A 25483-nucleotide genomic window follows, 5' to 3' on the forward strand; every position below is an offset into this window, starting at 1 on the left:
AATATGGCGCAAAGATACGCTGTTGTAGATTTAGAAACAACTGGAAACCAAATTCAATATGATGAAATTATACAAATTGGGATAACATTTATAGAAAATAACCAAATTATCGATACATATCATTCATATGTGAAAACGGATTTGGAAATTCCATCTTTCATCCAAGCCTTAACCAATATAAATGAATTAGACTTAGAAGAAGCTCCATACTTCGAAGAGATTAGTCAATCTTTATTTAACTTGTTGAAAGATTGTGTATTTGTCGCGCATAATGTTCTATTTGATTTAAACTTTCTCAAATCCCATTTCGAAAAGTATCAAATACAATTTGAACCTAAATTAACTATTGATACGATGGAATTGTTTAAAATCGCATTTCCAAACGAAGAAAGTTATCAGTTAAGTGAATTAAGTCAATCGTTACAAGTTGATTTAAACCAAGCGCATAGTGCTTATGAGGATGCTAAAGCAACTGCACTATTGTTAATTAAAGCCATAAAAAAAATAAATAGTCTTCCGATTGATACCATTAAACAACTTTATTATTTATCTAAATCGTTAAAGCATGATTTAAAAGACGTTCTATTTGAACTTGTAAGAACACATCAAAGTTCTGAAACGCATAATCGCAATATTAAAAAGTACCAGAACATCCATTATTTAAAGCAAATGCCTATACGTCATTCAAGCGATCGAACATCCATTACGCTTGATGAAGCTTATGATAGAATACTTAAAACATTTAACTTCGATTATCGTAAAGAACAATATCAACTCGTTCAGCAATTGTTTGATTCTTTAATGCATAATGAGAATGCTTTGATTGAAGCACCACTTGGAAGCGGGAAATCAATGAGCTTTGTGCTCGCTGCATTATTGTATTATTTAGAGACAGGTGAGCACATTCTCGTTTCAACACATACGAAGTTACTTCAAAATCAACTTTTAGAACAAGAATTTAATAAAGTCTTAAATGCATTAGATTTAGACTTAAAAGCAATGATTATTAAAAGTAAAGATCATTATATTTCGCTAGGTTTAATCTTAAATATATTACAAGATGATACAGACAACTATGAAGCGACAATTTTAAAAATGCAGTTGCTTGTATGGATTCTTGAAACTGAAACAGGTGACATTGAAGAGCTCCATCTTAAAGGCGGTCAAAAAGTCTTCTTTGACCAAAAACGCACGACTTATGTACCGTTTAAGAATGATATACATTACTATCAATTTATTAAAGAGAGTGCGCAACATGTAGAGATTGGTATTACGAATCATGCACACTTGTTACAACATAGCACTGAAGATACGGTATATCAATTGTTCAAACATATCATTGTTGATGAAGCACATCGCATTCAAGATTACGCACTTAACCAAGTGACAGATGATTTAAGTTACCAACATATTAAATATCATCTCGGTTTATTAGGTAAAAATGAGCAAGAAAAATTATTTAAACGATTAGATAAATTAGAAAATAGAAGAGTCATAGAGCAATACCCAATTGAACCAATTGATATTTATCAATTGAAGCGTGATATTGATTTACTGCATGAACAAAACGAACAACTATTTGATGATTTAATGGCTCAAATTTCAGATAAGCATCAAGAATCTCATGAAGATGACAAACAAATACATTACTTCTATGATATTGATGTCGCGAATATATCTGAAATATTTAAACGACAAATTAGTACAATCAACCAAATATTATCTAGATTTAAATCATACTCACATGCACATGTAAAAGCATTCAAGAAAGAGTTAATTTATATCTATCATCAATATACTAAAATTTATAACATGATTAAGTCTGGTCAAGTGCCATTCGTATCCATTAAGAAAATTTCTCAGAAATCTACACTTTCACTCTTTGTTAAAAAAGCAGAAGTAAAAGATTTATTGAATGAAGTGTTTATTGAACAATTCAATAGCAATATTTTCATTTCAGGAACATTAACCGTTAATCATTCATTTACATCATTTAAATCCATGTTTCCTGAAGACATTCAATTTAACACGTATTATTTAAATGATATTTATGACTTAAAAAATCAAGCAACATGTTTTGTACCGCAAAATATGCCAACTTATCAATATCATCAACAAGATGACTATATTGAAACGATTATTAGTTATTTATCTACATTTGTTAGTGAAACCAATCAAAAATGTTTAGTACTGTTTACGAATTATTCTATGTTGTATCAAGCATACCGATATATGGAAGAACTTGAAATATTTGATGATTATGTCGTATTGATGCAGCAACAACATTCACACGTGTATAAACTCGTACAACAGTTTAACCAATTTGATAAAACCATTTTACTTGGCACTTTATCATTTTTTGAAGGGTTTGATTACCAATCTTCAGGTATTAAATGTGTCATGATGACGAAATTACCATTTATACATCAAGATGATCCACGATACCATTTAATGAAAGATGAATTTGACAATCCCTTTAAAGACTTTGTCTTACCAGACGCAGTAACTAAGTTCAGACAAGGCATTGGTCGATTAATTCGAAACAAGCATGACCAAGGTTTATTAATTTGTTTTGATAGAAGAATACTAGATAGTAATTACAGTAAATATTTCATAAATGCTTTAGGTGAAATACCTGTTATTGAAGGCGATTTAAATAAATTCCAAGATAAACTAAGAAAATATCCAAACAGATAGCAGTTGTATGCATAATTTGATAAAATAACTATAGGTAATTTATTTGAATAGGAGAAATAATAATGAATATTACGATTAAACAAGCTAAAGATTATGTCAATCAAGAAGTGACAATCGGTGCTTGGATTGCAAACAAGCGATCAAGTGGGAAAATAGCATTTTTACAATTAAGAGACGGAACAGGATTTATGCAAGGGGTTGTTGTGAAAGCTGAAGTATCAGAAGACATCTTCCAATTAGCTAAATCATTAACACAAGAAACATCTGTTTATGTTACGGGTACAATTACAGAAGATGACCGTTCTAAATTTGGATATGAAATGCAAGTAAGTGGTGTAGAAGTCATTTCAGAATCATATGATTATCCAATCACACCAAAAAATCATGGTACAGAATTCTTAATGGATCACAGACATTTATGGTTACGTTCTAAACGTCAACATGCCGTTATGAAAATTAGAAACGAAATTATTCGTGCGACATATGAGTTCTTTAACGAAAGTGGATTCACTAAAATTGATCCACCAATTTTAACAGGTAGCGCACCTGAAGGTACTAGTGAATTGTTCCATACGAAATATTTCGATGAAGATGCATTCTTATCTCAAAGTGGTCAGTTATACTTAGAAGCTGCAGCTATGGCGCATAATAGAGTATTTAGTTTCGGTCCGACTTTCAGAGCTGAAAAATCAAAAACAAGAAGACATTTAATTGAATTCTGGATGATTGAAGGCGAAATGGCATTTATGAAACATGACCAAAGCTTAGAAGTTCAAGAAAATTACGTACACCACATCGTTAAAGCTGTGTTGGCAAATTGTAAATTAGAATTAGAACTTCTTGAAAGAGATACTTCTAAGTTAGAACAAGTTTCAACACCATTCCCAAGAATCACTTACGATGATGCCATTACATTCTTACATCAAGAAGGATTCGATGATATTGAGTGGGGCGACGATTTCGGTTCTCCTCATGAAACAGCAATTGCAAACCATTATGATAAACCAGTATTTATCATTAATTATCCAACAAAAATTAAACCATTCTATATGGAACCAAACCCTGAAAATCCAGACACTGTATTATGCGCAGATTTAATCGCACCAGAAGGTTACGGAGAAATCATTGGTGGTTCTGAAAGAATTAGTGATTTAGATTTAATTAATCAAAGAATTAATGAACATGGTTTAGATCCTGAAGCATACAGTTACTACACTGACTTAAGAAAATACGGAAGTGTACCACATAGTGGATTTGGCTTAGGACTTGAAAGAACAGTAGCATGGTTAAGTGGCGTAGAACACGTTAGAGAAACTGCACCATTCCCACGTTTATTAAATCGATTATATCCATAATAATATGCGAGTCTGGGGCTGAATAGTGATCCCAGACTCTATATTTTTATAATGAAGTAGGTGAAAATATGTATACAAGTGCTATGTTAAAAGAAAAGCCAGTCGTTGTACAAAGAGCTTTGTTTGATCATTATGCCAATTTGGGATTAAATGAAAAACAATTCGTTATCCTAATTAAATTGCTAGATCAAGAGAATGATCGAAACTTACAGCCTCCATTAGAAGATATTCAACGTGGCACGACTTTATCTATACAAGAAGTGAGTCATATCATTAATCAACTTTCTCAATTAAAAATTATAGACATTAAAATTGAAAAAGATGACCAACATAAATATAATGAATTCATATCATTTGATCCTTTGTATGAACAACTTGCATTAATCAAAAACGAAGCGATGCAACAAGGTACAGTAGAAGATCAAAACTTACAATTCAAGAAATTATTCCAAGAATTCGAATCCACTTTCGGTCGACCATTAACACCATTAGAAGTTCAAACATTAAACCACTGGATTGATACTGATAAACATTCAAACGAACTCATTATGAGTGCACTTAACGAAGCGCATAGTTTAGACAAACTCAGCATCAAATATATCGACCGCATTTTATTAAACTGGAAGAAGAAGCACATCACTACTGTTGAATCTTCCAAAGAAGAAAGTGAAAAGTTTAATCAAACTAAAAAAGTAAAACAAAATGTTAATTTAATCCCGACTTTTGATTGGGTAAATGGGGAGAATCCTTATGATAAGTAAAAAGAAAGCATTAGAAATGATGGATGTTATTGATGAAATGTTTCCAGATGCCGAATGTGAACTCGTTCATGACAATCCATTCGAACTTACAATCGCAGTATTACTTTCTGCACAGTGTACAGACGTACTCGTCAACAAAGTGACGAAATCACTTTTTGCAAAGTATAAAACACCTGAAGACTATTTAAATGTAAGTTTAGAAGAACTACAAAATGACATTCGTTCAATCGGTTTATACCGCAATAAAGCTAAAAATATACAAAAACTTTGTCAATCGCTGTTAGATAATTTTAATGGTGTCGTACCAAGTACACATCAAGAATTAGAATCATTAGCTGGTGTAGGGCGTAAAACAGCGAATGTTGTGATGAGTGTAGCATTCGGAGAACCATCATTAGCAGTAGACACACACGTTGAGCGCGTATCTAAACGCCTTGCAATATGTAGAATTAAAGACAATGTGCGCCAAGTTGAAGATCGTTTATGTAGCATTATTCCAAGAGAAAGATGGACAAAAAGTCACCATCAGCTTATATTCTTTGGACGCTATCACTGTGTAGCACGTAAACCGAAATGCGAAGTATGTCCATTATTTGCAGATTGTAGAGAAGGGCAAAAACGATTAAAAGCTGGGTTAGTAAAGGTTGAGGGCGCATGATACAAAAAAATGACTTCACAGAACTTGAACAGCAAATAGAGCCACTTGTTAAAAATAAAAAGCTTAAAACAAGTGAAGCACATCAATTGTTAGATCAATATTATCATTTAATCATCGCTTATATAGAACAAATCAATCAAATAGAAACATTTGATATCGCACATATCGAAGAATATCCAGTTATACCAATGAATTTCGAAGAACGATACCACTATATAAACGATAGAGTATATCACTTTATGGGATATAGACAAATGGTAACATTGAAAGAAGAATTAATCAGAATGAATGCGAGATATCAGATCCAACTTAAAAGAGCCGCACAACGCGAAAGCGGAGAATAAAAATTATAGGCCTTATCGCACGATATCTTCGAGTCTTCGTGCGATAAAGCTTATTTTTATACCCTTGCGCACGATATCTTTGTGTCTTCGTGCGATACGGCTTATTTTTATACCCTTGCGCACGATATCTTTGTGTCTTCGTGCGATATACCCGACTATAATTTAACACACTTTTATATAAATCAAAAAAGCATCACATCCCACAAAGGATGTGATGCTTTTTCTATATCTTAGTCATCTTTCTCTTCTTTGGCAGCTTGTTTTGCTGCATCAGAGGCCGAAGTATTATCTCCCGAGTCTGAATCTGATTCTTCCGATGTTGGTGTTTCAGTCGTTTGCTCTTCAGTTGTTACGTTCTGATTAGTAGATGACTGTTGTTGTGTTGTTGATGAATTTGAATTCGTCTGTGGTTCGTTTGTTGTTACATTATTATTGTTATTTGAGAAGTTATAATTATTTTGCTGACTGCTACTATTACCATTACTATTGCTAGGTGCTGAGCTTGATGTTGTATCATTGTCTTCATTACCTGCAACGCTCAAGCTTTTACCGCTTCCTGTTACTGAATCTGGTTTTTCGAAGTCTGCACCGTCATAATTAGAGATTTCTGACATAACTTCATTGAATAATATTTGTGGTTTCGTTTGTTCATCATGTCCTAAGAATGAGTTTTCACCGTATTCTTTAACTTTATTGAAGCCCATCCATACTGACATTGTGTATTGTGGCGAATAACCTGTAATCCAAACGTCTTTCGCTGCATTTTCAGGTAATTGATATTCATTGTATACTTCATCACCATAAGTACCAGTACCTGTTTTAGCTGCTACGTTCACGCCGTTAATTCCATATCCATAAGCTGAACCGTATGCTTGGAATGTTCCTTTTAGCATTTCAGTTAACATGTATGCTGTGTAGTCTTCCATTGCTTTATGGCTTTCGCTTGAGAATTTGATAGTTTCATCATCTTGAGTGACAACTTTTCTAATTGATTTTGCTTCATTGTATGTTCCACCATTACCCATTGATGCAAATGCTGATGCTAATTGAGTAGGGGAGAATTCTGATTGTGAACCACCAAGTACTTCTGAAGGTCCTATTTCATCTTTATAATTTAAATTCACTTTAGAAGCAAAATCTTTAACTGCTTTTTCACCAGCATTTTGGTTTGTTTCTTGCCAAGATTTCAATGCTGGGATGTTGTATGATCTTGCTAATGCATCTGCCATTGTAACTGAACCGTGACCTTGACCATCATAGTTCTTGAATATACTACCGTTGATATTATATTCGCTTTCATCTTGGAACTTATGGTTTGTCGCATATTGCATATTCTCAATTGCTGGCCCATAAGCTAATATCGGTTTTAGAGATGAACCTGTTGGATGGACATCTGTTGCTTGGTTTCTATCCACTACGTCTTTGTAATTCTTACCACCACTGATACCGACTAATTTACCAGTCTTCGTATCTACTATAGATGAACCAGTAATTTGGTCTTTATTCTTGTAGAATGTACCGTTATCAACTGACTCTTGTAATGTTTTTTGAACATCTTTATCCATGTTTGTGTAGATTTTAAGACCGCTTGTCATAATATCATTTAATGATTGACCTTTGAACGCTTTGTTTTGAGTAATTTCTTGTTTAACATAGTTAATGTAAGAAGCGTACTCATTATCAGGCGTATCTGTCATCGCGTCATTTCTTTCTTCGACTGTACGTTTCACTAAGTTCTTATCGATAGGTGTATCTTGTGCTTCTTTCATTTCTTTCTTAGTGATTCTACCGTGTCTTTCCATTAAATAAAGAACAGTGTCTTTACGTTTTTCAGCCGCTTCAGGATTATCATAAATATTATATTGATTTGGTACTTGTGGTAATCCTGCTAAGTAAGCTGTTTCAGCTAAGTTTAAATCTTTCAATTTCTTATTGAAATAATATTTAGCTGCTGTTTGAGAACCGTAAATACCATCTGAGTAATAGATTTTGTTTAAGTACATTTCAAAGATTTCATCTTTAGAATATTCTTGCTCTAATCTATATGAAAGGTAAGCTTCTTGAGCTTTTCTTTCAATTGATTTCTTATCAGTTAAGAATGAACGTTTTACAACTTGTTGTGTTAATGTAGATGCACCTTGTGAACCAAAGCCACCTGTAAAGTTCTTCATGACTGCTCCAGATAAACGTTTATAATCTAATGCACCATGATCATAGAAGCGATTATCCTCAGTTGCTAATACAGCATCTTTCATTTTGTCTGGTACTTCATCAAACTTAACATGTTCTCTCTTTTGTCCCATATAAAGGGTCGTGACAAGTTTATTATTTTTGTCATAAATTTTAGTTGGTAATTGGTCTTTAAGCGCACTTTCATTGAAAGCAGGAGCTTTCCAAGCATAATATGCAAATACGAGAACACCTACGATTACCATTGCTAAGAATGCTAGCACGAGAATACCGAACACCTTAATAATCGTCCGTTTGATATTCCTTTTCTTTTTAGGTTGTTCTTTACCATTTTTACTATTAGAAGCTTTTGATTGACTCATTTGAGCGCCTCACTTTCTGTTTTTATCAATTGATCAACTATTGTTATGTAGTTAATTCTTGGTTTAAATTGGATTGGTATTAAGTAACCATCATTTTCAATCTCTTTAAGTGTGATGGACTTTTTCCCTCCAGATTTATATCTGTCCCAATATACCATAAACTTCCTAAAAGGCAATAAAAATACGCTATCATGATAGCTAAATTTTATCAACAAAAAACATATGCCTTTTTGGTTTAGTACTTGTTCCATATGTGATACTTGGTGATCGTGGATATTATTTAAAGGGAAACTTGTCTTATTTTTCGTTTCCTTAGCTTCAAAGTCAATATAGTATCCATTATAAACACCATTATAATCTGTTGTTGAAGGCTTTCTAAAATAAGCTTCTTTAATGACCGCTTTTTGTCTTTTAGGGTAGTCAACATCAACAATTTGAATAGGTGTTGGTTTCTTATGAATAACGGCTATATTTTCTAATCTGAAGTATTCATTGGATTTATCAATTTCCTCCTCTAATCTCATACCCCGTTTACCATATTGTATTCTACTATATTTTGGGTCGTTTTGAATTGAGACTTTAGAAGTATTTTTTGTAACTTTTTTTCCGTTTGGATAATTCAAATTCATCACCTAGCTTCATATCATAAAACTCTAAACATTATACCTTATTTCATTATAAGTTACAAAAGTTTTTAATGATACATAAATATTCTAGAACTTTTCTAGTTATGTTATCATTTTATCGTGAGGACATTTAAAATACAAACTTCATTAATAGTAGGTGTAGCGATGATACAAGATCTTTTAAATAAATTAAATGATATGCTAGATATTTTTCAACATGCAAAGGATGACTACGAATACAACTTTTATAAAGATGTCGTACCATTTGTTGAACAAGTCGATGTTTTGTTAGATAAACTTGCTGTTCATCAAGATACAGTATTGAAATTACAATATATGAATGAACAGAAATTTCAACTCTTAATTAGTAACTACAAAGAGTTATCTGTAGAATGCCATTATAAACGTACAAGTAAGAAACTCTTCTTTGAAAAGCATAAAGCTGTACAACATGATTTAAATTATATTTATACGCATATAGGTGATTTATCATGACGTCAGTATATTTTACGGGATACAAACCGTTTGAATTGAATATTTTTAAAAATGAACAGCCAGAAGTTAAAGTCATCAAAGCATATCTTAAAGAAATAATTGAGCAAGAAATAGAAGAAGGTATGGAGTGGGTCATTATTTCAGGACAATTAGGATTTGAACTATGGGCAGCTGAAGTGACCATTGAAATGAAAAATAAATACCCACAATTGAAACTTGCGATATTGACGCCATTTTTAAATCATTATAATAAATGGAATGAAACAAACCAACAAGCTTATCACAATATTGTCGCACAAGCAGACTATGTCAATGCGATTCATCAAAGTGACTATCAAGGTGGATTTCAATTTCAACAAGCTAATGAATTTATACTCGATAACACTGAAAAGACAATTTTATTTTATGATGATGAACAAGAAGCATCACCTAAATACTTCAAAAGTAAGTTAGTTGATTTTGCTGAAAAGACAAACTATACTTATAATGTTATTACATTCATGGATTTACAAGACTTTATGGAATTTAATTATAATAATGACAACGAATCATATTAAATGAGGTGTAAAAATGGCTGATGTAACATTAAAGCTATCTGCAAAAGATATTTATGAAAAGGAATTTGAAAGAGGTTTAAGAGGTTTCAAAACTGAAGAAGTAGATGCTTTTTTAGATGACATTATTTCAGACTATCAAAAAATGGCTGAGTTAAATAACGAAGTCATCAAATTAACAGAAGAAAATTCTAAACTTAAAAAAGAAATCGAACAGTTAAGAATCCGTGTCGCGTCAGGCAGACCACAAGGTTCACAACAATACAATTCCAATAATGTAGATATCTTAAAACGAATTTCTAATCTTGAAAAAGCAGTATTCGGCGAATAAATGATAGTTATTTAACGTCGTTTATGCTATAATTCTTTGTTGAGTGGTATTTCGGATAATCGCTACGTTAAGTAGAGGAAAGTCCATGCTCACACATTCTGAGATGAATGTAGTGTTCGTGCTTGGCGAAACAATAAGCCAGGGCAAATAATTGACGGCAACGAAATAACCTAAGTTATTTATAATATGGTTAAAGTAGTTTGAAAGTGCCACAGTGACGTAGCTTTTACAGAAATGTAAAAGGTGGAACGCGGTAAACCCCTCGAGTGAGCAATCCAAAATTGGTAGGAGCACTTCTTTGACGGAAATGAACGGAATAAGAAGGTATGTAATCATACAGACAGATGATTATCACTGGCGTACGAGTGTAACTAGTACACGTTAGCAGTACTAAAGGACAAAACATGGCTTACAGATTTATCACTTACTAGTGTCGCTCTCCCAAGTAGGAGAGCTTTTTATTTGTAAATAATGATAATTTAAATATAAAGGAGTATATGCATGTATCAATTACTCGCTACTAGTCCAATGGGATTAGAATCAATTGTTGCTAGAGAAGTTCAAGAATTAGGATATGAAACAAAAGTAGAAAACGGTCGCGTACTTTTCGAAGGTGATGAAACAGCAATCGTTAAATCAAATTTATGGTTAAGAACTGCTGACAGAGTCAAAATCGTAGTAGGACGTTTCCACGCAACAACTTTTGACGAATTATTCGAAAAGACTAAATCATTACCATGGGAAGATGTGATTGGCGCTCAAGGTATGTTCCCAGTTCAAGGAAAAAGTGTTAAATCTAAATTATTCAGCGTATCCGACTGTCAAGCAATCGTTAAAAAAGCGATAGTTGAGAGATTGAAACATGCGTATCAAATTAAAGGTTGGATCGATGAGACAGGTAGCAAATACCAAGTTGAAGTATCATTACTGAAAGACGAAGCTTTATTAACAATCGACACTTCAGGTTCTGGACTTCATAAAAGAGGTTACCGTTTGGCACAAGGTGACGCACCTATGAAAGAAACATTAGCTGCAGCGCTTGTAAGATTAACAAACTGGAGCGGTGAAACACCATTTATAGATCCATTCTGTGGTTCAGGTACACTTGCAATAGAAGCAGCACTCATTGCTCAAAATATTGCACCAGGATTTAATCGTGAGTTTGCGAGTGAAGAATGGGATATCATACCAGAAGGCTTGTATGACCAACTCAGACAAGAAGCAGATGATGCGGCATTATATGATAAAGAAATTAATATCATAGCAAGTGATATCGATCCTAATATGATCGAAATCGCGAAAGATAATGCAACAGAAGTTGGGTTAGGGGACATCATTCAATTTAAAGTCCAAGATGTACATAATCTAGAAGTACCAGAAGGACCTGTTTCAATAATCGGGAACCCACCATATGGCGAACGTATCGGTGAACGAAGTGAAGTAGAAGCAATGTACAAACACTTAGGCGAAATCATGAAACAAAACGAACAAGCATCATTATATATGCTTACAAGCTATAAAGAATTTGAACCATTAGTAGGTAAGAAAGCCACAAAAAGAAGAAAACTATTTAACGGCTATATCGAATGTACGTACTATCAATATTGGGGCAAACGAAATAAATAGATAGTAGGAAGTAAGTAGAAAAGCGGAAACCACCTGCAGAGCAGGTGGTTTTTTGGTTTGGGGGATAGTAGGGATGTATGGTTTGAGGTATATCAAGTATCTCTTGGCTTAATTAGGACTTTAAGCTATGACTTGGCTAATCTCTTAGCTTAAGTTGGGCGTTAAGCCATGACTTAGGCTAATCTCTTGGCTTAAGTTGGGCGTTAAGCCATGACTTAGGCTAATCTCTTGGCTTAAGTTAGACGTTAAGCCATGACTTGGACGATTTCTTGGCTTAATTTGGTCGTTAAGCTACGACTTAGGTAATCTCTTGGCTTAATTAGGTCGTTAAGCTACAACTTAGGTAATCTCTTGGCTTAATTAGGACTTTAAGCTATGACTTGGCTAATCTCTTAGCTTAAGTTGGGCGTTAAGCCATGACTTAGGCTGATCTCTTGGCTTAAGTTAGGCTTTAAGCCATGACTTGGACGATTTCTTGGCTTAATTAGGTCGTTAAGCTACGACTTAGGTAATCTCTTGGCTTAATTTGGACGTTAAGCCAAGACTTAGGTAATCTCTTGGCTTAAGTTAGGTGTTAAGCTACGACTTAGGTAATCTCTTGGCTTAATTTGGACGTTAAGACAAGACTTAGATAATCTCTTGGCTTAAGTAGGACATTAAGCCACAACTTGAGCTATCTCTTGGCTTAAGTTGGACGTTAAGACAAGACTCGACTCATTACCATGCTTCTCCAATAGATTTAGACAAGAGATATTCATTACAACCACCACCCCCAAACCCCACACAACAAAAAAGACTAGCATCGCATCTTCTAAAGATGTGTTGCCAGTCTTCCTATTATACATCATTGTATGAAGGTTCTAAGTTAAATGTATTAATTTAGAATTACCAAAGTTTTCCTTCTCCTAATCCTTTAGCTCCTGGTGCTGGATCTGTGAACATCTGCCCGATAGGGACAGTATAAGCAATTAAGATAAGCAATACTGTCACGATGATTAAGAATCTCCAGTTCTCAACAAATCTAATGACTGGTTGTTGTTCATCTAATGCTTCTGATACTGGATATTCTTCTTCGCCTTTAGGTGATAAGAAGGCTAAATGTATAAACACCATTACAACTAATATTATAGATATAAATAAAATTGTTCCCCCGACTGCTTGTAATACTTGATATGGTATCCATTCAGCAGCTTGTTTAGCACCGCCATATTCTGAATATGTTGATCTTCTTGGTGCGCCTTTTACTAATCCAACATAGTGCATAGCACCACTCATAATTGTCATACCGATTGCCCAAGTATAACCTTGCATAAGCGCTAATTTATTTGTGAATTTAGTTAGTTTTCTACCTGTACAATGAGGTATTAACCAGTACATGATTCCGAAGAAAGTCATGATGACCGCGGAAGCGATTGTTAAATGGAAGTGTCCAGTTACCCAAATTGTATTGTGAATTAATCCATTCATTTGTGCAGATGCGTTAACTAATCCACCTGCGCCACCTGGAATAAAGGCTAACATACCTAAGAATGGTAATACGAATCTTGCGTCATTCCATGGTAAAGATTTAAACCATGTAAACAATCCTTTATATCCATTAGAACGGCCGTAATTTTCAAATGTTGCAAACAAACTAAATGCTGTCATCATTGATGGAATAACAACCATAAATGTTAATACAACTTGTAAGTATTTCCATGTATCATCAATACCTGGTTCAACTAATTGGTGGTGTATCCCAACTGGAATACTGAAGAATAAGAATAGCATAAATGACATTCTTGCTAAATTGTCTGAGAATGCTTTTGCACCGATAATCTTTGGCACAATTGCATACCAACACATGTAAGCTGGTAACAACCAAAAATAAACAAGTGCATGACCAAAATACCAAAACAATGTTCTACTTAATGTTACGTCTACTCTTTCAACTAAACCTAATGACCAAGGAATTAATTGAAGGAGTACTGTCGCAGCAACACCTAATGAACATACAATCCACATTACCCCGTTGATTGCTACCATGTAGCTCAGTAGGGGAGATTTCTTACCTGGATTTTTCTTCTTAAACTCTACATATTTCAAAATTTGTCCAACTGTAGAAATCCAGCTACCTACAACAACAAGCGCCATACCAATATAGAAAATAGCATGTGCTTTTAATGGTGCATAAAAAGTATATAAAACAGTGGCTTTGTTTAATAGAACCATTGTTGCTGCCATGAGCGTACCAAGAATCATTACCCAAAATCCAACCCAACCGAACTTTCTTTGAACAGACGTTAAATGTCCAGATGTCTTAGCTACTGCAGAAAATTGAAATCCTAAGATAAAGAAAGTTGTCAGTACCAATGCTAATACGATACCGTGCACCGTTAAGATTTGATAATAAGAAATTTGTTTAGGTAATTGTAATAAACCTGATCTTACAAATGTTTGTAATAATCCTGCTAGTCCACCAAGGATTAAACAACCAATGGCTACATACATATGCGCCATCACAAGTTTGCTATCATTCTTATTTAATCGCGTTATCATTTTTTATCCACAACCTTTATCATCGACTTCATATCTGCATGTCCGATACCACAATATTCATTACAGATGACTAAATATTCGCGTTTCTCATTGAATGTCTTGTAATATTCACTAATATGTCCAGGTTCTAACATCATGTTGACGTTTGTTCCTGGTAAACTAAATCCATGCAAAGTATCTTTACTTGTCGCAATGATTTTTACTTTCGAACCTTTAGGAATTTCGACTTTACCTGGCTGATAATTGAAAGCTGAAGCAAGAATTACTAATTCATAGTCGTAATCTTTGCCGCTAATTTTGTGTAAACCTGGTTTATTGAAAGGTTCGATTTGATCGACTTTATCAGGATTGACATAGTCTCTACCAGAAGCGGCTGGCGTGTGTCCATTATGCAAACCTGTAATCATCAAAATTGTTAAGAAAATGACTAATGAGCTTATGCCGACTTTTAGCCATAACTTTTCGTATTTATGCACAGATTTCACCCCTTAAATTCTTACTAAAAATAAAATAAAACAAATTACCCATAATACTGCAAAGATGCCTCCTAATGTGAAAACTGAATACAGTGTGCCTCTTAAATCCAGATCATCATGAGAGTGGTCATCATTATTCTTGTTTAGGTCATTATTTTGCACTGTCATTTTATTCATCCTTTCTTATATTCTCTTCATTATTTATAATAGAATAGAGATAAAAAAATTAATGTGATGTAAATCACACTATTTAAATTATTTGTGTAAAAATAAAGGGGAATTAAAATGGATCGTAATCAAGCATCATTAGATTTACTTTACAAATTAAAAAAAGAAATTGAAAAGTCATCTAACCAACAATTAATTAAACAAATCAATGAAATGATTAAAAAAATATATAACGAACAATATACAGTGAGTTTTGTCGGACATTTTTCAGCAGGGAAATCTACATTAATTAACAATGTTATCGGACAAAATATATTACCAAGTTCTCCTGTCCCGACAACTAGTAACACAGCTCAACTGATTTCTTCAGACAAAAACAGCATTTCCGTTAATTTAAACAACAATCAATATACAGTTGTAGATAATCAAGAAGATGTTAAAAGGCTTAATACAGAAGATAGAGAAGTGGAATCTATTGAAATTGAATTTACATCAGATAAATTTAATAAAGGATTTACTTTCCAAGATACACCTGGTGTCGATTCTATGAGTGATAACCATAGAGAAAGTGCTTTTCAATATTTGCTGACATCTAATTATGTATTTTATACAGTCGACTATAACCATGTGCAGTCGGATATGAATTTTAATTTTATTAAATCATTAAATAAATTGGATATTCCGGTAATATTAGTTGTGAACCAAGTCGATAAACATGATGAAGATGAAATCTCGTTTGATACTTATAAAAATCGTGTCAACAAAGCCGTTACAGATTGGAAACTGAATTTAGAGAAGATATTTTATGTTTCTAAATATGATACGCCTAACAATGAGAAGCAGTTATTCAATCAATATATCCATCAGCTTGACCAACAACGTACGGAACACCAAGTATTTATAGACCGTGTGACGAATTACATTAAACAAGAACAACTGAAATATATTAATCAACATATGGAAACGATTCTTTCTGATATTGATTCTACTGAAGAAACGTTCGATGACGATTATCAAGCATACAAAGAGAAATTCAACGTCCAAAGTGAACAATCATTAATTCAAGATAAAGATCAGTTCACTTCAAATTTAAAAGAAAAGCGCAAAGAAATTTTAGATAACGCTTATTTGATGCCGTACGAAATGCGAGAAACAATTCGTCATTATTTAGAAACAACTGCTAAAGACTATAAAGTTAAAGGGCTATTTAATAAAGATAAGAAGAAAGCGATGATTCAAGAAGAAACGCTTGAACAAGTGAAAGAAGCTTTAGACATCAAAATTCACGATGAAATTACGAAAGTATGGATTAGATCAATAGAGAACTTAAGCAAATACATTCAAGATGCAGACTTATTCGAGAAAATCATCAACCAACAATATACGATTAGTAAAGAAGAATTAAGTGGTCATGTACAAGAACAAACGTCCATTACAAATGATTACGTGTTAATTTATTCTAAAGGCATTACAGAAATGATTAATCGAAAAATACGCAATGAAACAAATCAATTAATCGAAGAAGTCGTTAATGCGAGTGAAGTGCATAACGAATCGAATGAAGAAACGAATCAATTAAATGAATATGAAACATATGTTGAATTTAAGAATTTAAAAACATCACTCATTACGAATAATTATCAACATTATTATATTCATCTTGATGAATCTATTGATAAGTTAATTGATAGACATTTTATTCATATAAATGACCTTAACCTAGAAGATAAGAAAGAAACGAAACAACAATACAAAGAAGTTCAAACGGAACAACAAGACAATAATATTCATCAACTTAAAGATCAAATCAATCATTTAAAGAAATTGCCGTTATTTGAAGGTGAAGTTCATAATATCGAAAGCCAAGTTGAAAGAATAGAGCATAATATCACAAAGATTGCGGTATTCGGAACATTTAGTGCAGGTAAGAGTAGTTTAATTAATGCCATCTTACAAAAGCCAGTGCTGTTAAGTTCACCAAATCCAACTACAGCAAGTATTACTGAAATTAGCTACGGTACTGAACAAGAAGTGTCATTTAAGACTTATGAGCAATTATTAGAAGAGATTAACCATATAACAGAGTTCGCCAATAAACAGTACTCTACAATTGAATCGTTTATAGAAGATAAAGAGATTAAACAACATCCTTCATTATCGAGTAATCATCTAGCATTCTTTGAAGCAATCGAGACAAACTTTAACCATTACAAAGATGTCTTAAAAGAAGGCAAATCTGTCACATTCGATATAGAAGAACTAGAGAAGTTAACAGCTGATGATACGCATGCTGCCTTTGTACACAAAATTAATTTAAGACTTGAAGAAGCATGGTTAAAAGACAAGATTATTATCGATTCACCGGGACTGAATTCTAATAACCAAAGACATACGAGAGAGACTGAACAAATTATTGCATCAAGTGACTTAATTATTTATGTTAGTTATTATAATCACGCCTTTACTGATAAAGACGGTGAGTTCTTAACTTACATGCGTGATATGAATAATTTACAACAATCACAAGGTTTGAAATTTGTCATTAACGCCATTGATTTAGCAGAATCTGAACAAGATAAACAAGCTGTTATATCTTATGTAGAATCATCATTAGATGCATTGAACATTAAACCTGAGTGTTATCCAGTTTCAAGTAAACAAGCATTGAAATCACATGATGATCAGTTTAAACGACTTATGGAAGCGTTAGATCACTTTGTTAAAGTTGAAAGTAAGCAAGTGCTCAAGTCACAAGTAGAGTCTAGAATTAAACAACTGACAAATGAATTAGAACAAATGGTGCATACGTATAGACAAGATAAAGCACAGCTTGAAAAGAGAAAATCAACTTTACTCAGTTATAAAGATAAACAGAACTTTACCAACCAAATTGTTATTAAATCACATCATCAACTTGAAAAAGAAATTCATGATCAACTGTATTACTTGAAAGACAGATTGAATATACAATTAAATGATATTGTCAAAAAACATTTCAATACATCAACTGTAACGGATCAATTTAAACAATCGCTGCAAATGAGTACGAAATATTATGTAGATGATTTAAATCAGAAATTAAGTTTAGAAAGCTCGCTTATCGTAGAAAGATTAAAGAATTTTTATGCGAGAACATTTGATGATTTATTAACACCAACAATTGTTGAATTAAATGATGCTTCTATTTTAATCTCTAAGTTTAAGCATGACTTTAAAAATGAAATCAATCCGGAACCGATTAGCATTCAAGTTCAAGATATTGCGAAACAAACGATCAATTCGGTGAGTAAGAAAGATTTAATTAAGACATCTAAAGTAAAAGAAACACAAAATGAGATTTTAAATGATACAATGAAGCTTATTGACCATCCAATTATGACATTTAATGAAGCGTTAACTAAGAATTTGGAACATTATGATACAATAGGTGAGTCGTACATCGAACAGTATAATCAAGAGACGATTCATCTTATTGAAGATTACTTATCTGTGAATATTGATAACGATGTAATAGAAAAAATCGAAAACGTCTTGAAAGAGATATAAAGGAGCACAATATGAGTAACAAAATATTATTAATAGATGGTATGGCTTTATTATTTAGACATTTTTATGCAACAAGCATCCATAAACAATTTATGAGAGATTCTAAAGGTATTCCTACAAATGCTGTACAAGGATTTATTAGACATTCATATACAGTAATCCATGACATTAAACCGACACATGTTGCTGTTTGTTGGGATATGGGATCTAAGACTTTCAGAAATGATATGTTTGAAGCATATAAATCAAATAGAGTCGCACCACCTGAAGAAATGATTCCACAATTTGACCGTGCGAAAGAAATTGCTGAAAAATTAGGTATGCTGAATTTAGGTATAACAAATTATGAAGCGGATGATGTTATAGGAACAATTAGTAAACGTGCTCAAGAAAAAGGACATGAAACATATGTCGTGAGTGGTGACCGTGACTTATTACAATGTATAAATACAGATGTTGATATATGGCTGACGAAAAAAGGATTCAATATTTACAATAAATATGATATTCATAAATTTAGAGAAGAGTATGGTTTAGAACCACATCAATTGGTCGATGTTAAAGCATTTATGGGTGACACAGCTGATGGTTATCCAGGTGTTAAAGGTATCGGTGAGAAAACAGCGATTAAACTGATTCAACAATATCAATCTGTTGAAAACGTACTTGAGAACATTAATGAATTAACAGCAGGTCAACAAAAGAAAATCATCACATATCGTGATGACTTAGCAATGTCGAAACAACTTGCGCAAATTCATACAGATGTGCCATTAGAAACAGAAGATTTACTTAATCAAATGACATATCATCATGAAATCGAGCAATCTATCGAAATTTGTAATGAACATGAATTATTTGTATCAAGTAAATATTTAACTACGAACTTCTTATAAATAAACGTAAAAAGCATATCACGCGCCGTCGTGATATGCTTTTTATTTATGCTTTAATTGTTTTCTTAAGGCAGTTTGTGCCAATTGATTGGCTTCTTTATTTTGAGATCGTGGAATCCACTTCACAAATATTAAATCAAATTGACGTTCTAATTCTTTAAATAGTTCGAAGTATGGTTTGAACGTTGCATTCTTTACATAATCTTTATCAATACTATCTGCAATTAATTTCGAATCTGTATAAATCAACGCATTACCAACTTCTAATTCAATCGCATGTTGAATAGAGAAGATTAACGCTTCCCATTCAGCACGATGATTATCCATTTCACCTAGGCAAGACGTGAAATGATGTCTCGCATCATCCGTAATAATGACGCATGCACAACAACTTTCTCCAGGATTGCCTTTAGAAGCGGCGTCAAAATAAATTTGCGGCATTTCAATCAACTCTTTCAAATTATTTACCTACTCATCTAATTTACACGAACGATAAACAGACTTCAATAAATGGTCATAATACTTTTCATTCAGACTTAATAATTCTTCATCAAACTTGTACAAAATATTGTAAATTGTAAAAATTGTATATTAATTTTATAGAGTTCTTTATAAATAGTATTTGAAATCGACATTAAAAGTGATATACTAATTCAGAACGAAATATAATTTTGTTCATATCTTATGTGTGAATAATCTTAACGGAAGGAGAGTTAGTTTCGCACGACCATTCACATATTAATAGTGTGCACTTCACTCATATATCTGAGATTCATTTAAAGAATATATATTGAACACATTACTAATGAGATAAAGACAAAATAGTAACGGGGAACTCAGCCATGAGTAAAGTTGCCTTTAAGGAAATTTATAGTAAAGGGGCTTGCTAATGGATAAGCAACGGAAATTACAGAAGTTTAGTATCCGTAAGTACACAGTAGGAACGTGTTCGATACTAATCGGTACGCTTATATTCTTAGGTTTACCAACGCATGATGCATTCGCATCTGAAAATGTAATTCAAAAACATGCACAAGAAGAAAAAGCAGAAGGTAAATCAACAGATCCAGTTGAAGAAGCGTCTGCAAATGAAACAACATCATCAAATGTAGAAGAAACTAAAGTAATCGGTACTTCTGAAACAACAGCAGAACAACCACAAGAAGAAGCAACTACCGAAGCAACTACAGTTGATGAAACAACACAAGATGCAACAACTAACGAAGAATCAACAACAGAAGATAAATCATCTACAGAAAAAGCATCAACAGAAGAAGCAACTCAAGTTGATACAGTAGCACCAGAAACTGCTAAAGTTGAAACTGCTGAAAAAGCACAACAACCACAAGCAGACGCAACAGAAGTAGCTGAAGAATCAAGTAGCACAATAGAAACAACAAAAACTACAGAAGCAGCAGTTAATACTGTAGATGCAGTACAACCAGCAAGTGTAGAAGAAACTATACCTACAGTAGATACACCAACAGTAGAAGCAACTGTTACTAATATAGTATCTGACGTAGATTCAAACAGCGTGTCATCTACATCACTAGAAGACATTGTCAATAATCAAAACAAAGACAAAATAGACGCAATAACATTAGAACAACCATCAAGACAAGCACCTAAATTAAGCAAAAGTTATAGTAGCTTATTTAGAGCAGTAGAGCTCTCAACACGCCATGTAAAAACTTATGCTCAATTGCGTGGTTTTCTGAACGACAAGACCGTAGGAACTATTATATTTGATAATGATATAACAATGGATGCGGCTAAAAGAGGCTTAATTGGAATAAAGAAAGACTCTCAAACATTAGAGGGTAATGCTGCTAGAGCAGTGGAAATTAATTTAAATGGACACTTGTTTAATATGCAAGACAACTACTTTGAAACACCTGGAAATTCAGGTAGTAAACCAGCATGGAATATCACATTCAGTAATGGACAAATCCAAACTAAAGATAACTTCCCAGGTCCAGCTAGAGAAAATGCAGGTATCATTCAATATGGTAGTGGTTCTCATGATCAAATACTAAACTTCAGAGATATTCAACATACTGGTAGTACTTTAACAAATGATGACAAGTTAACTGTTAATATTTCTGGTAACTTTACTAGTCATAATAATAGTACAAGAGGTTTCAAAGATAACGTTACAATTGGTGCAAATGTAATAAAAATTGCAGATAATAGTAATATAGATATGTCAATGACAACAAAAGGTAGAATCTTCGAAATTTATGCAGATTCTAGCAAGAATAAAATGAGACAATATCAAGATGGTTCTTTGACTTTTGGAAATCATTCAACAATTAAATTAAATACATTGTCAGATAATCCATGGGATGTAGAAAATACACACACAATTTTCAGAACAAACGGCAATGGTGTGACTATCAGTTTGGGTGATGATAATAATATAAATTTAATTGGTCAAAATATTTTTCAATTTGGCACAGATACAGGGTTACAAAGTAACGGCGAATATGGCATGTTAAATACAGGAGAAAGAACAGTTGTAAATATCCACCAAAAAGGTAATGGAAATATACTTAATATGCATGGAGGTTCTCGATTAAACATAAATAGAGACAGTATTTTTAATGGGATTTCTGAATCAAAACGAAATGGTGCTAATAGAGAGAATAACATTATTGGCTTGAATTCAAATTCTATTATAACAGTTTTTGAAAACGCGGTATTCAAAATTGAAGCAATAAAACATCAATTAAATGCTAATGGTGGTTACAATAGAAATAACCCTGTTCTTTCAATGGTTGCACATAATGCATCTACAGCAAGAATAATTCTTAAAGAAAATTCAACCTTTGATATTAAATCAGATATTCCTGATTATCATTCTGAATTAGTCGGGTTTGCAAATGTTGGCGGTAACAATCGTGGTATATTTATCGAAGGGACAGTTAAATATTTCAACTTACAACGTACTAAACAAGTTACTAGTGGTGCTGCAGGTACATCAAGTCATCCTACAGGCAACAATGCACTAATTTATGGTGATGCATCTAAAGATAACTTTTTAAAATGGTCTGGTAGTCATGAAGTAAGGACATGGAATGATCGAGTATTCAGCGCAAATGGACAATATGATTCTGATATTAACAGTAATGTCTCTGATATTTGGCAAGATGTAACAGATTATACCTCTATCATACGAAATAGAGAAACTGTTGCTAATACTGTTAGACATGATGATTTAAAGACAATGTCATTTAGTAATAATAATAAAAATATTAAAGACCTTAATCTAGGTAAATTACAAAGATTTGTGTTAATTGGTCATGATGTGGAATTAAATACGGTAATACCACGACCAGTTAGGTATACAGAAAGAACGGAAGATAATAAGCCACTTGGTGAAGAAACAGTTATCAATGAAGGTAAAGATGGTATTGCCACAAAATATACAAACCGTAATGATGGTTCCGTAAAGCTATTATATGCATCTGAAACCTATCAACCGATTGAAAAAGTAATCGCTAAGAATACTGTTCAAATAGAGAATAATGAAGCGCCATTTGAAACAATTTATCGTCCTAATAATAATAAATTAGTCACAGATGAACCCACAACCGTACAAGAGGGTGTAAACGGTGTTACTAGAACTAGAACAAAGTATGAATTAAACACTGAAACTGGAGAATTATCAAACCCTACTACTGAAAGAGTTTCTGAAATTGAAAAAACAAATAAAATTATAGAAGTAGGCGCTAAAGAAGTACTTAAAGAAACAATACCTTTTGAAATAGAATATAGAGACAACCCTAAATTAAAAGTTGGGACTGAAAATGTAATTGAAGAAGGACGTAATGGTACTAAAACGATTGTTAATATTTATGAAATAAACCCTATTTCAGGTGAGAAAACTCGAATTGCAAATACTACTGAAGAAATTGAAACAGCAGCTCAGAATAAAATAATAGAACGAGGTACTAAAACAACTTCAGACGCAGATGATCATAATCCAAGCTATGGTGATACACCTACTAATGTGAAACCTGGTATAGAAATTAAAATCCCTCAAACAGGAGATAAAGACTTACCTAATGGTACTACATTTGAAATTCCAGAAAATGGACTTTCAACTGGTTGGACTGTTAATTTTGATGAAACTGGTAAAGCTACGGTAACTCCATCGGTTAAAGAAACACCTGGTAAAACTGTTTCAATTCCAGTTACAGTTAACTATCCGGATGGTTCTGTAGATGATACATCTATTCCTTTAAGAGTTATTCAAACCCAAGCTATGGAACATACACCAAACTATGATAATACATCAAATGATATGAAACCTAGCCAAAAAATTGATATCCCTCAAACAGGAGATAAAGATTTACCTAATGGTACAACATTTGAAATTACTAAAAATGTTTTGACCCCAGAAGGATTTACTGTGGTAGTTGACCCAAATAGCGGTACTGTAACAATTATAGCTCCGCCTGATGATACATTTGGTACTGAAATTAACATGCCTATAACGGTGAAATATCCAGATGGTTCTTCTGAAGAAATATATGCTATAGCTTTAGTTCTTCCAAAGGATACTTCTGATTCTGACTTTAACAGCGGTTCTGACTCTGTTACTGACAGTAATTCTGGTTTAAATTCTAGCAGCGGTTCAGATGCTAACAACAGCTCTGATTCGAACTCTGATACTGGTTCTACTACTGACAGTAATTCTAATTTAGACTCGAACTCTGACAGCGGCTCTGATAGCCAACCTGATAGTACTTCTGATTCGAACACTAACAGTGATTCTAACTCTGATACTGATAGTACTTCTGATTTAGACTCAAACCCTGATTCAAATAGTGATTCTGGTTCTAACTCTGACAGCGGCTCTGATAGCCAATCTGATAATGATTCTAATTCAGACACTAACAGTGGTTCTAACTCTGATAGTAGCTCTGGTAGTCAATCTGATAATGATTCTGATTCAGACACTAACAGTGGTTCTAACTCTGGTACCGATAGTACTTCTGATTTAGACTCAAACTCTGATTCAAGTAGTGATTCTAGTTCTAACTCAGACAGAAGCTCTGATAGTCAATCTGATAAAGATTCTGATCCTGACGCTAACAACGGTTCTGATTCAGACACTAACAGTGGTTCTGATTCTGCTACTGACAGTTCTTCTGATTTAGATTCGAACTCTGAGTCAAATAGCGATTCTGGTTCTAACTCAGACAGCAGTTTTGATAGCCAAACTGATAGTAATTCTAATTCAGGCGCTAACTCTAATACTGGTTCTGATTCGAACTCTGACTCAAACAGCAGTTCTGATAGCCAATCTGATCAAGATTCTGATTCGAACTCTAACAGTGGTTCTAACTCTGGTACTGACAGTAATTCTGATTTAGACTCAAACTCTGACTCAAACTCTGACTCAAATAGCGATTCTGGTTCTAACTCTGACAGTGGCTCTGATAGCCAATCTGATCAAGATTCTAATTCAGACACTAACAGCGGTTCTGACTCTGGTACTGATAGTAATTCTGATTCGAACTCTGATTCAAGTAGTAATTCTGGTTCTAACTCTGGTACTGACAGTAATTCTGATTTAAATTCTAGCAGCGGTTCTGATTCTAACAGCGGATCTGACTCGAACTCTGATACTGGTTCTACTACTGACAGTAATTCTGATTTAGACTCGAACTCTGATTCAAATAGCGATTCTGGTTCTGACTCAAACAGCAGCTCTGATAGCCAATCTGATAGTGGTTCCGATTCAAACGCTAACAGCGGTTCTGACTCTACTACTGACAGTAATTCTGATTTAGACTCGAACTCTGATTCAAGTAGTGATTCTAGTTCTAACTCTGACAGCAGCTCTGATAGC

General features: G+C 33.3%; 17 protein-coding genes and 1 other RNA gene. 13 read left to right on the top strand and 5 right to left on the bottom strand.

The annotated features are described in order from the left end of the window. The first annotated feature begins 3 nt into the window (after positions 1–3). The 5 genes from ACJTHF_RS13410 to ACJTHF_RS13430 all read left to right on the top strand — a co-directional run bounded on the left by ACJTHF_RS13410 (position 4) and on the right by ACJTHF_RS13430 (position 5815). Entirely contained in the window at positions 4–2697 is a 2694-nt protein-coding gene (locus ACJTHF_RS13410) for a helicase C-terminal domain-containing protein (protein ID WP_107603370.1), read from the top strand. A 62-nt stretch (positions 2698–2759) separates the two neighbouring features. Continuing rightward, positions 2760–4052 carry an asparagine--tRNA ligase gene (asnS, locus tag ACJTHF_RS13415; protein ID WP_048539790.1) on the top strand — a complete coding sequence of 431 codons (1293 nt, stop codon included), beginning with the start codon at positions 2760–2762 and terminating at the stop codon, positions 4050–4052. 68 nt (positions 4053–4120) lie between these two features. Beyond that, the gene (locus tag ACJTHF_RS13420; RefSeq protein ID WP_048539791.1) at positions 4121–4813 is read left to right on the top strand and encodes a DnaD domain-containing protein; all 693 of its coding nucleotides are present in this window, start codon (positions 4121–4123) and stop codon (positions 4811–4813) included. Beyond that, positions 4803–5471, top strand: a complete 669-nt coding sequence (gene nth, locus ACJTHF_RS13425) for an endonuclease III (protein ID WP_048539792.1) — start codon at positions 4803–4805, stop codon at positions 5469–5471. The genes ACJTHF_RS13420 and nth overlap by 11 nt, the downstream gene beginning before the upstream one ends. Further along, a complete protein-coding gene (locus ACJTHF_RS13430; RefSeq protein ID WP_107603369.1) occupies positions 5468–5815 on the top strand; it encodes a YpoC family protein in 348 nt (115 codons plus the stop codon). Before nth ends, ACJTHF_RS13430 begins: the two co-directional genes overlap by 4 nt. Positions 5816–6045: 230 nt before the next feature. Here the strand turns inward: ACJTHF_RS13430 and ACJTHF_RS13435 are convergent, their stop codons facing one another. Together ACJTHF_RS13435 and recU are read right to left on the bottom strand one after the other, a co-directional pair. Beyond that, the gene (locus ACJTHF_RS13435) at positions 6046–8367 is read right to left on the bottom strand and encodes a transglycosylase domain-containing protein (RefSeq protein ID WP_058592356.1); all 2322 of its coding nucleotides are present in this window, start codon (positions 8365–8367) and stop codon (positions 6046–6048) included. Further along, the gene (gene recU, locus ACJTHF_RS13440) at positions 8364–8990 is read right to left on the bottom strand and encodes a Holliday junction resolvase RecU (RefSeq protein ID WP_058592357.1); all 627 of its coding nucleotides are present in this window, start codon (positions 8988–8990) and stop codon (positions 8364–8366) included. Before recU ends, ACJTHF_RS13435 begins: the two co-directional genes overlap by 4 nt. Before the next feature lie 123 nt (positions 8991–9113). On the opposite strand from recU, the gene ACJTHF_RS13445 reads away from it, so the two are divergent. From ACJTHF_RS13445 to ACJTHF_RS13465, 5 genes are all read left to right on the top strand, one after another. Continuing rightward, complete coding sequence (locus tag ACJTHF_RS13445; RefSeq protein WP_241489542.1) at positions 9114–9488, top strand: DUF1798 family protein; 375 nt, start codon at positions 9114–9116, stop codon at positions 9486–9488. After that, positions 9482–10045, top strand: coding sequence for an SLOG family protein (locus ACJTHF_RS13450; protein ID WP_107609118.1), 564 nt, complete (start codon positions 9482–9484; stop codon positions 10043–10045). The genes ACJTHF_RS13445 and ACJTHF_RS13450 overlap by 7 nt, the downstream gene beginning before the upstream one ends. A gap of 13 nt (positions 10046–10058) precedes the next feature. Next, the gene (gene gpsB, locus ACJTHF_RS13455; RefSeq protein ID WP_025905495.1) at positions 10059–10373 is read left to right on the top strand and encodes a cell division regulator GpsB; all 315 of its coding nucleotides are present in this window, start codon (positions 10059–10061) and stop codon (positions 10371–10373) included. 47 nt (positions 10374–10420) lie between these two features. Next, an RNA gene (rnpB, locus tag ACJTHF_RS13460) (RNase P RNA component class B) lies at positions 10421–10790 on the top strand. An 84-nt stretch (positions 10791–10874) separates the two neighbouring features. Further along, on the top strand, positions 10875–11999 hold the full coding sequence (locus tag ACJTHF_RS13465) for a THUMP domain-containing class I SAM-dependent RNA methyltransferase (RefSeq protein WP_107609119.1): 1125 nt from the start codon (positions 10875–10877) through the stop codon (positions 11997–11999). An 885-nt stretch (positions 12000–12884) separates the two neighbouring features. Here the strand turns inward: ACJTHF_RS13465 and ACJTHF_RS13470 are convergent. Next, complete coding sequence (locus ACJTHF_RS13470; RefSeq protein WP_107609120.1) at positions 12885–14537, bottom strand: b(o/a)3-type cytochrome-c oxidase subunit 1; 1653 nt, start codon at positions 14535–14537, stop codon at positions 12885–12887. Further along, positions 14534–15013 (bottom strand): cytochrome c oxidase subunit II, encoded by a 480-nt coding sequence (locus tag ACJTHF_RS13475; protein WP_107609121.1) that lies wholly within the window; start codon positions 15011–15013, stop codon positions 14534–14536. The genes ACJTHF_RS13470 and ACJTHF_RS13475 overlap by 4 nt, the downstream gene beginning before the upstream one ends. Before the next feature lie 285 nt (positions 15014–15298). On the opposite strand from ACJTHF_RS13475, the gene ACJTHF_RS13480 reads away from it, so the two are divergent. Both ACJTHF_RS13480 and ACJTHF_RS13485 read left to right on the top strand, forming a co-directional pair. Then, the gene (locus tag ACJTHF_RS13480; protein WP_107609122.1) at positions 15299–18727 is read left to right on the top strand and encodes a dynamin family protein; all 3429 of its coding nucleotides are present in this window, start codon (positions 15299–15301) and stop codon (positions 18725–18727) included. Positions 18728–18738: 11 nt separating this feature from the next. Then, on the top strand, positions 18739–19623 hold the full coding sequence (locus ACJTHF_RS13485; RefSeq protein ID WP_078355798.1) for a 5'-3' exonuclease: 885 nt from the start codon (positions 18739–18741) through the stop codon (positions 19621–19623). A gap of 42 nt (positions 19624–19665) precedes the next feature. Here ACJTHF_RS13485 and ACJTHF_RS13490 read toward each other — a convergent pair whose 3' ends face one another. Further along, on the bottom strand, positions 19666–20064 hold the full coding sequence (locus ACJTHF_RS13490; protein ID WP_058592363.1) for a ribonuclease HI family protein: 399 nt from the start codon (positions 20062–20064) through the stop codon (positions 19666–19668). Between the two features lie 448 nt (positions 20065–20512). Between ACJTHF_RS13490 and ACJTHF_RS13495 the strand changes: the two genes are divergently transcribed. Next, positions 20513–25483 (top strand): YPDG domain-containing protein (locus ACJTHF_RS13495; RefSeq protein WP_407812629.1); only part of this gene is annotated, 4971 nt, incomplete at its 3' end.

The organism is Mammaliicoccus sp. RAM2, assembly GCF_045897195.1.
Taxonomy (GTDB): domain Bacteria; phylum Bacillota; class Bacilli; order Staphylococcales; family Staphylococcaceae; genus Mammaliicoccus; species Mammaliicoccus sciuri.

Coding starts and splice junctions, on each gene's coding strand:
- ACJTHF_RS13410 (WP_107603370.1), top strand. CDS start 4: ATGGCGCAAAGATACGCTGTTGTAGATTTAGAAACAACTGGAAACCAA.
- asnS (WP_048539790.1), top strand. CDS start 2,760: ATGAATATTACGATTAAACAAGCTAAAGATTATGTCAATCAAGAAGTG.
- ACJTHF_RS13420 (WP_048539791.1), top strand. CDS start 4,121: ATGTATACAAGTGCTATGTTAAAAGAAAAGCCAGTCGTTGTACAAAGA.
- nth (WP_048539792.1), top strand. CDS start 4,803: ATGATAAGTAAAAAGAAAGCATTAGAAATGATGGATGTTATTGATGAA.
- ACJTHF_RS13430 (WP_107603369.1), top strand. CDS start 5,468: ATGATACAAAAAAATGACTTCACAGAACTTGAACAGCAAATAGAGCCA.
- ACJTHF_RS13435 (WP_058592356.1), bottom strand. CDS start 8,367: ATGAGTCAATCAAAAGCTTCTAATAGTAAAAATGGTAAAGAACAACCT.
- gpsB (WP_025905495.1), top strand. CDS start 10,059: ATGGCTGATGTAACATTAAAGCTATCTGCAAAAGATATTTATGAAAAG.
- ACJTHF_RS13465 (WP_107609119.1), top strand. CDS start 10,875: ATGTATCAATTACTCGCTACTAGTCCAATGGGATTAGAATCAATTGTT.
- ACJTHF_RS13470 (WP_107609120.1), bottom strand. CDS start 14,537: ATGATAACGCGATTAAATAAGAATGATAGCAAACTTGTGATGGCGCAT.
- ACJTHF_RS13480 (WP_107609122.1), top strand. CDS start 15,299: ATGGATCGTAATCAAGCATCATTAGATTTACTTTACAAATTAAAAAAA.
- ACJTHF_RS13485 (WP_078355798.1), top strand. CDS start 18,739: ATGAGTAACAAAATATTATTAATAGATGGTATGGCTTTATTATTTAGA.
- ACJTHF_RS13490 (WP_058592363.1), bottom strand. CDS start 20,064: ATGCCGCAAATTTATTTTGACGCCGCTTCTAAAGGCAATCCTGGAGAA.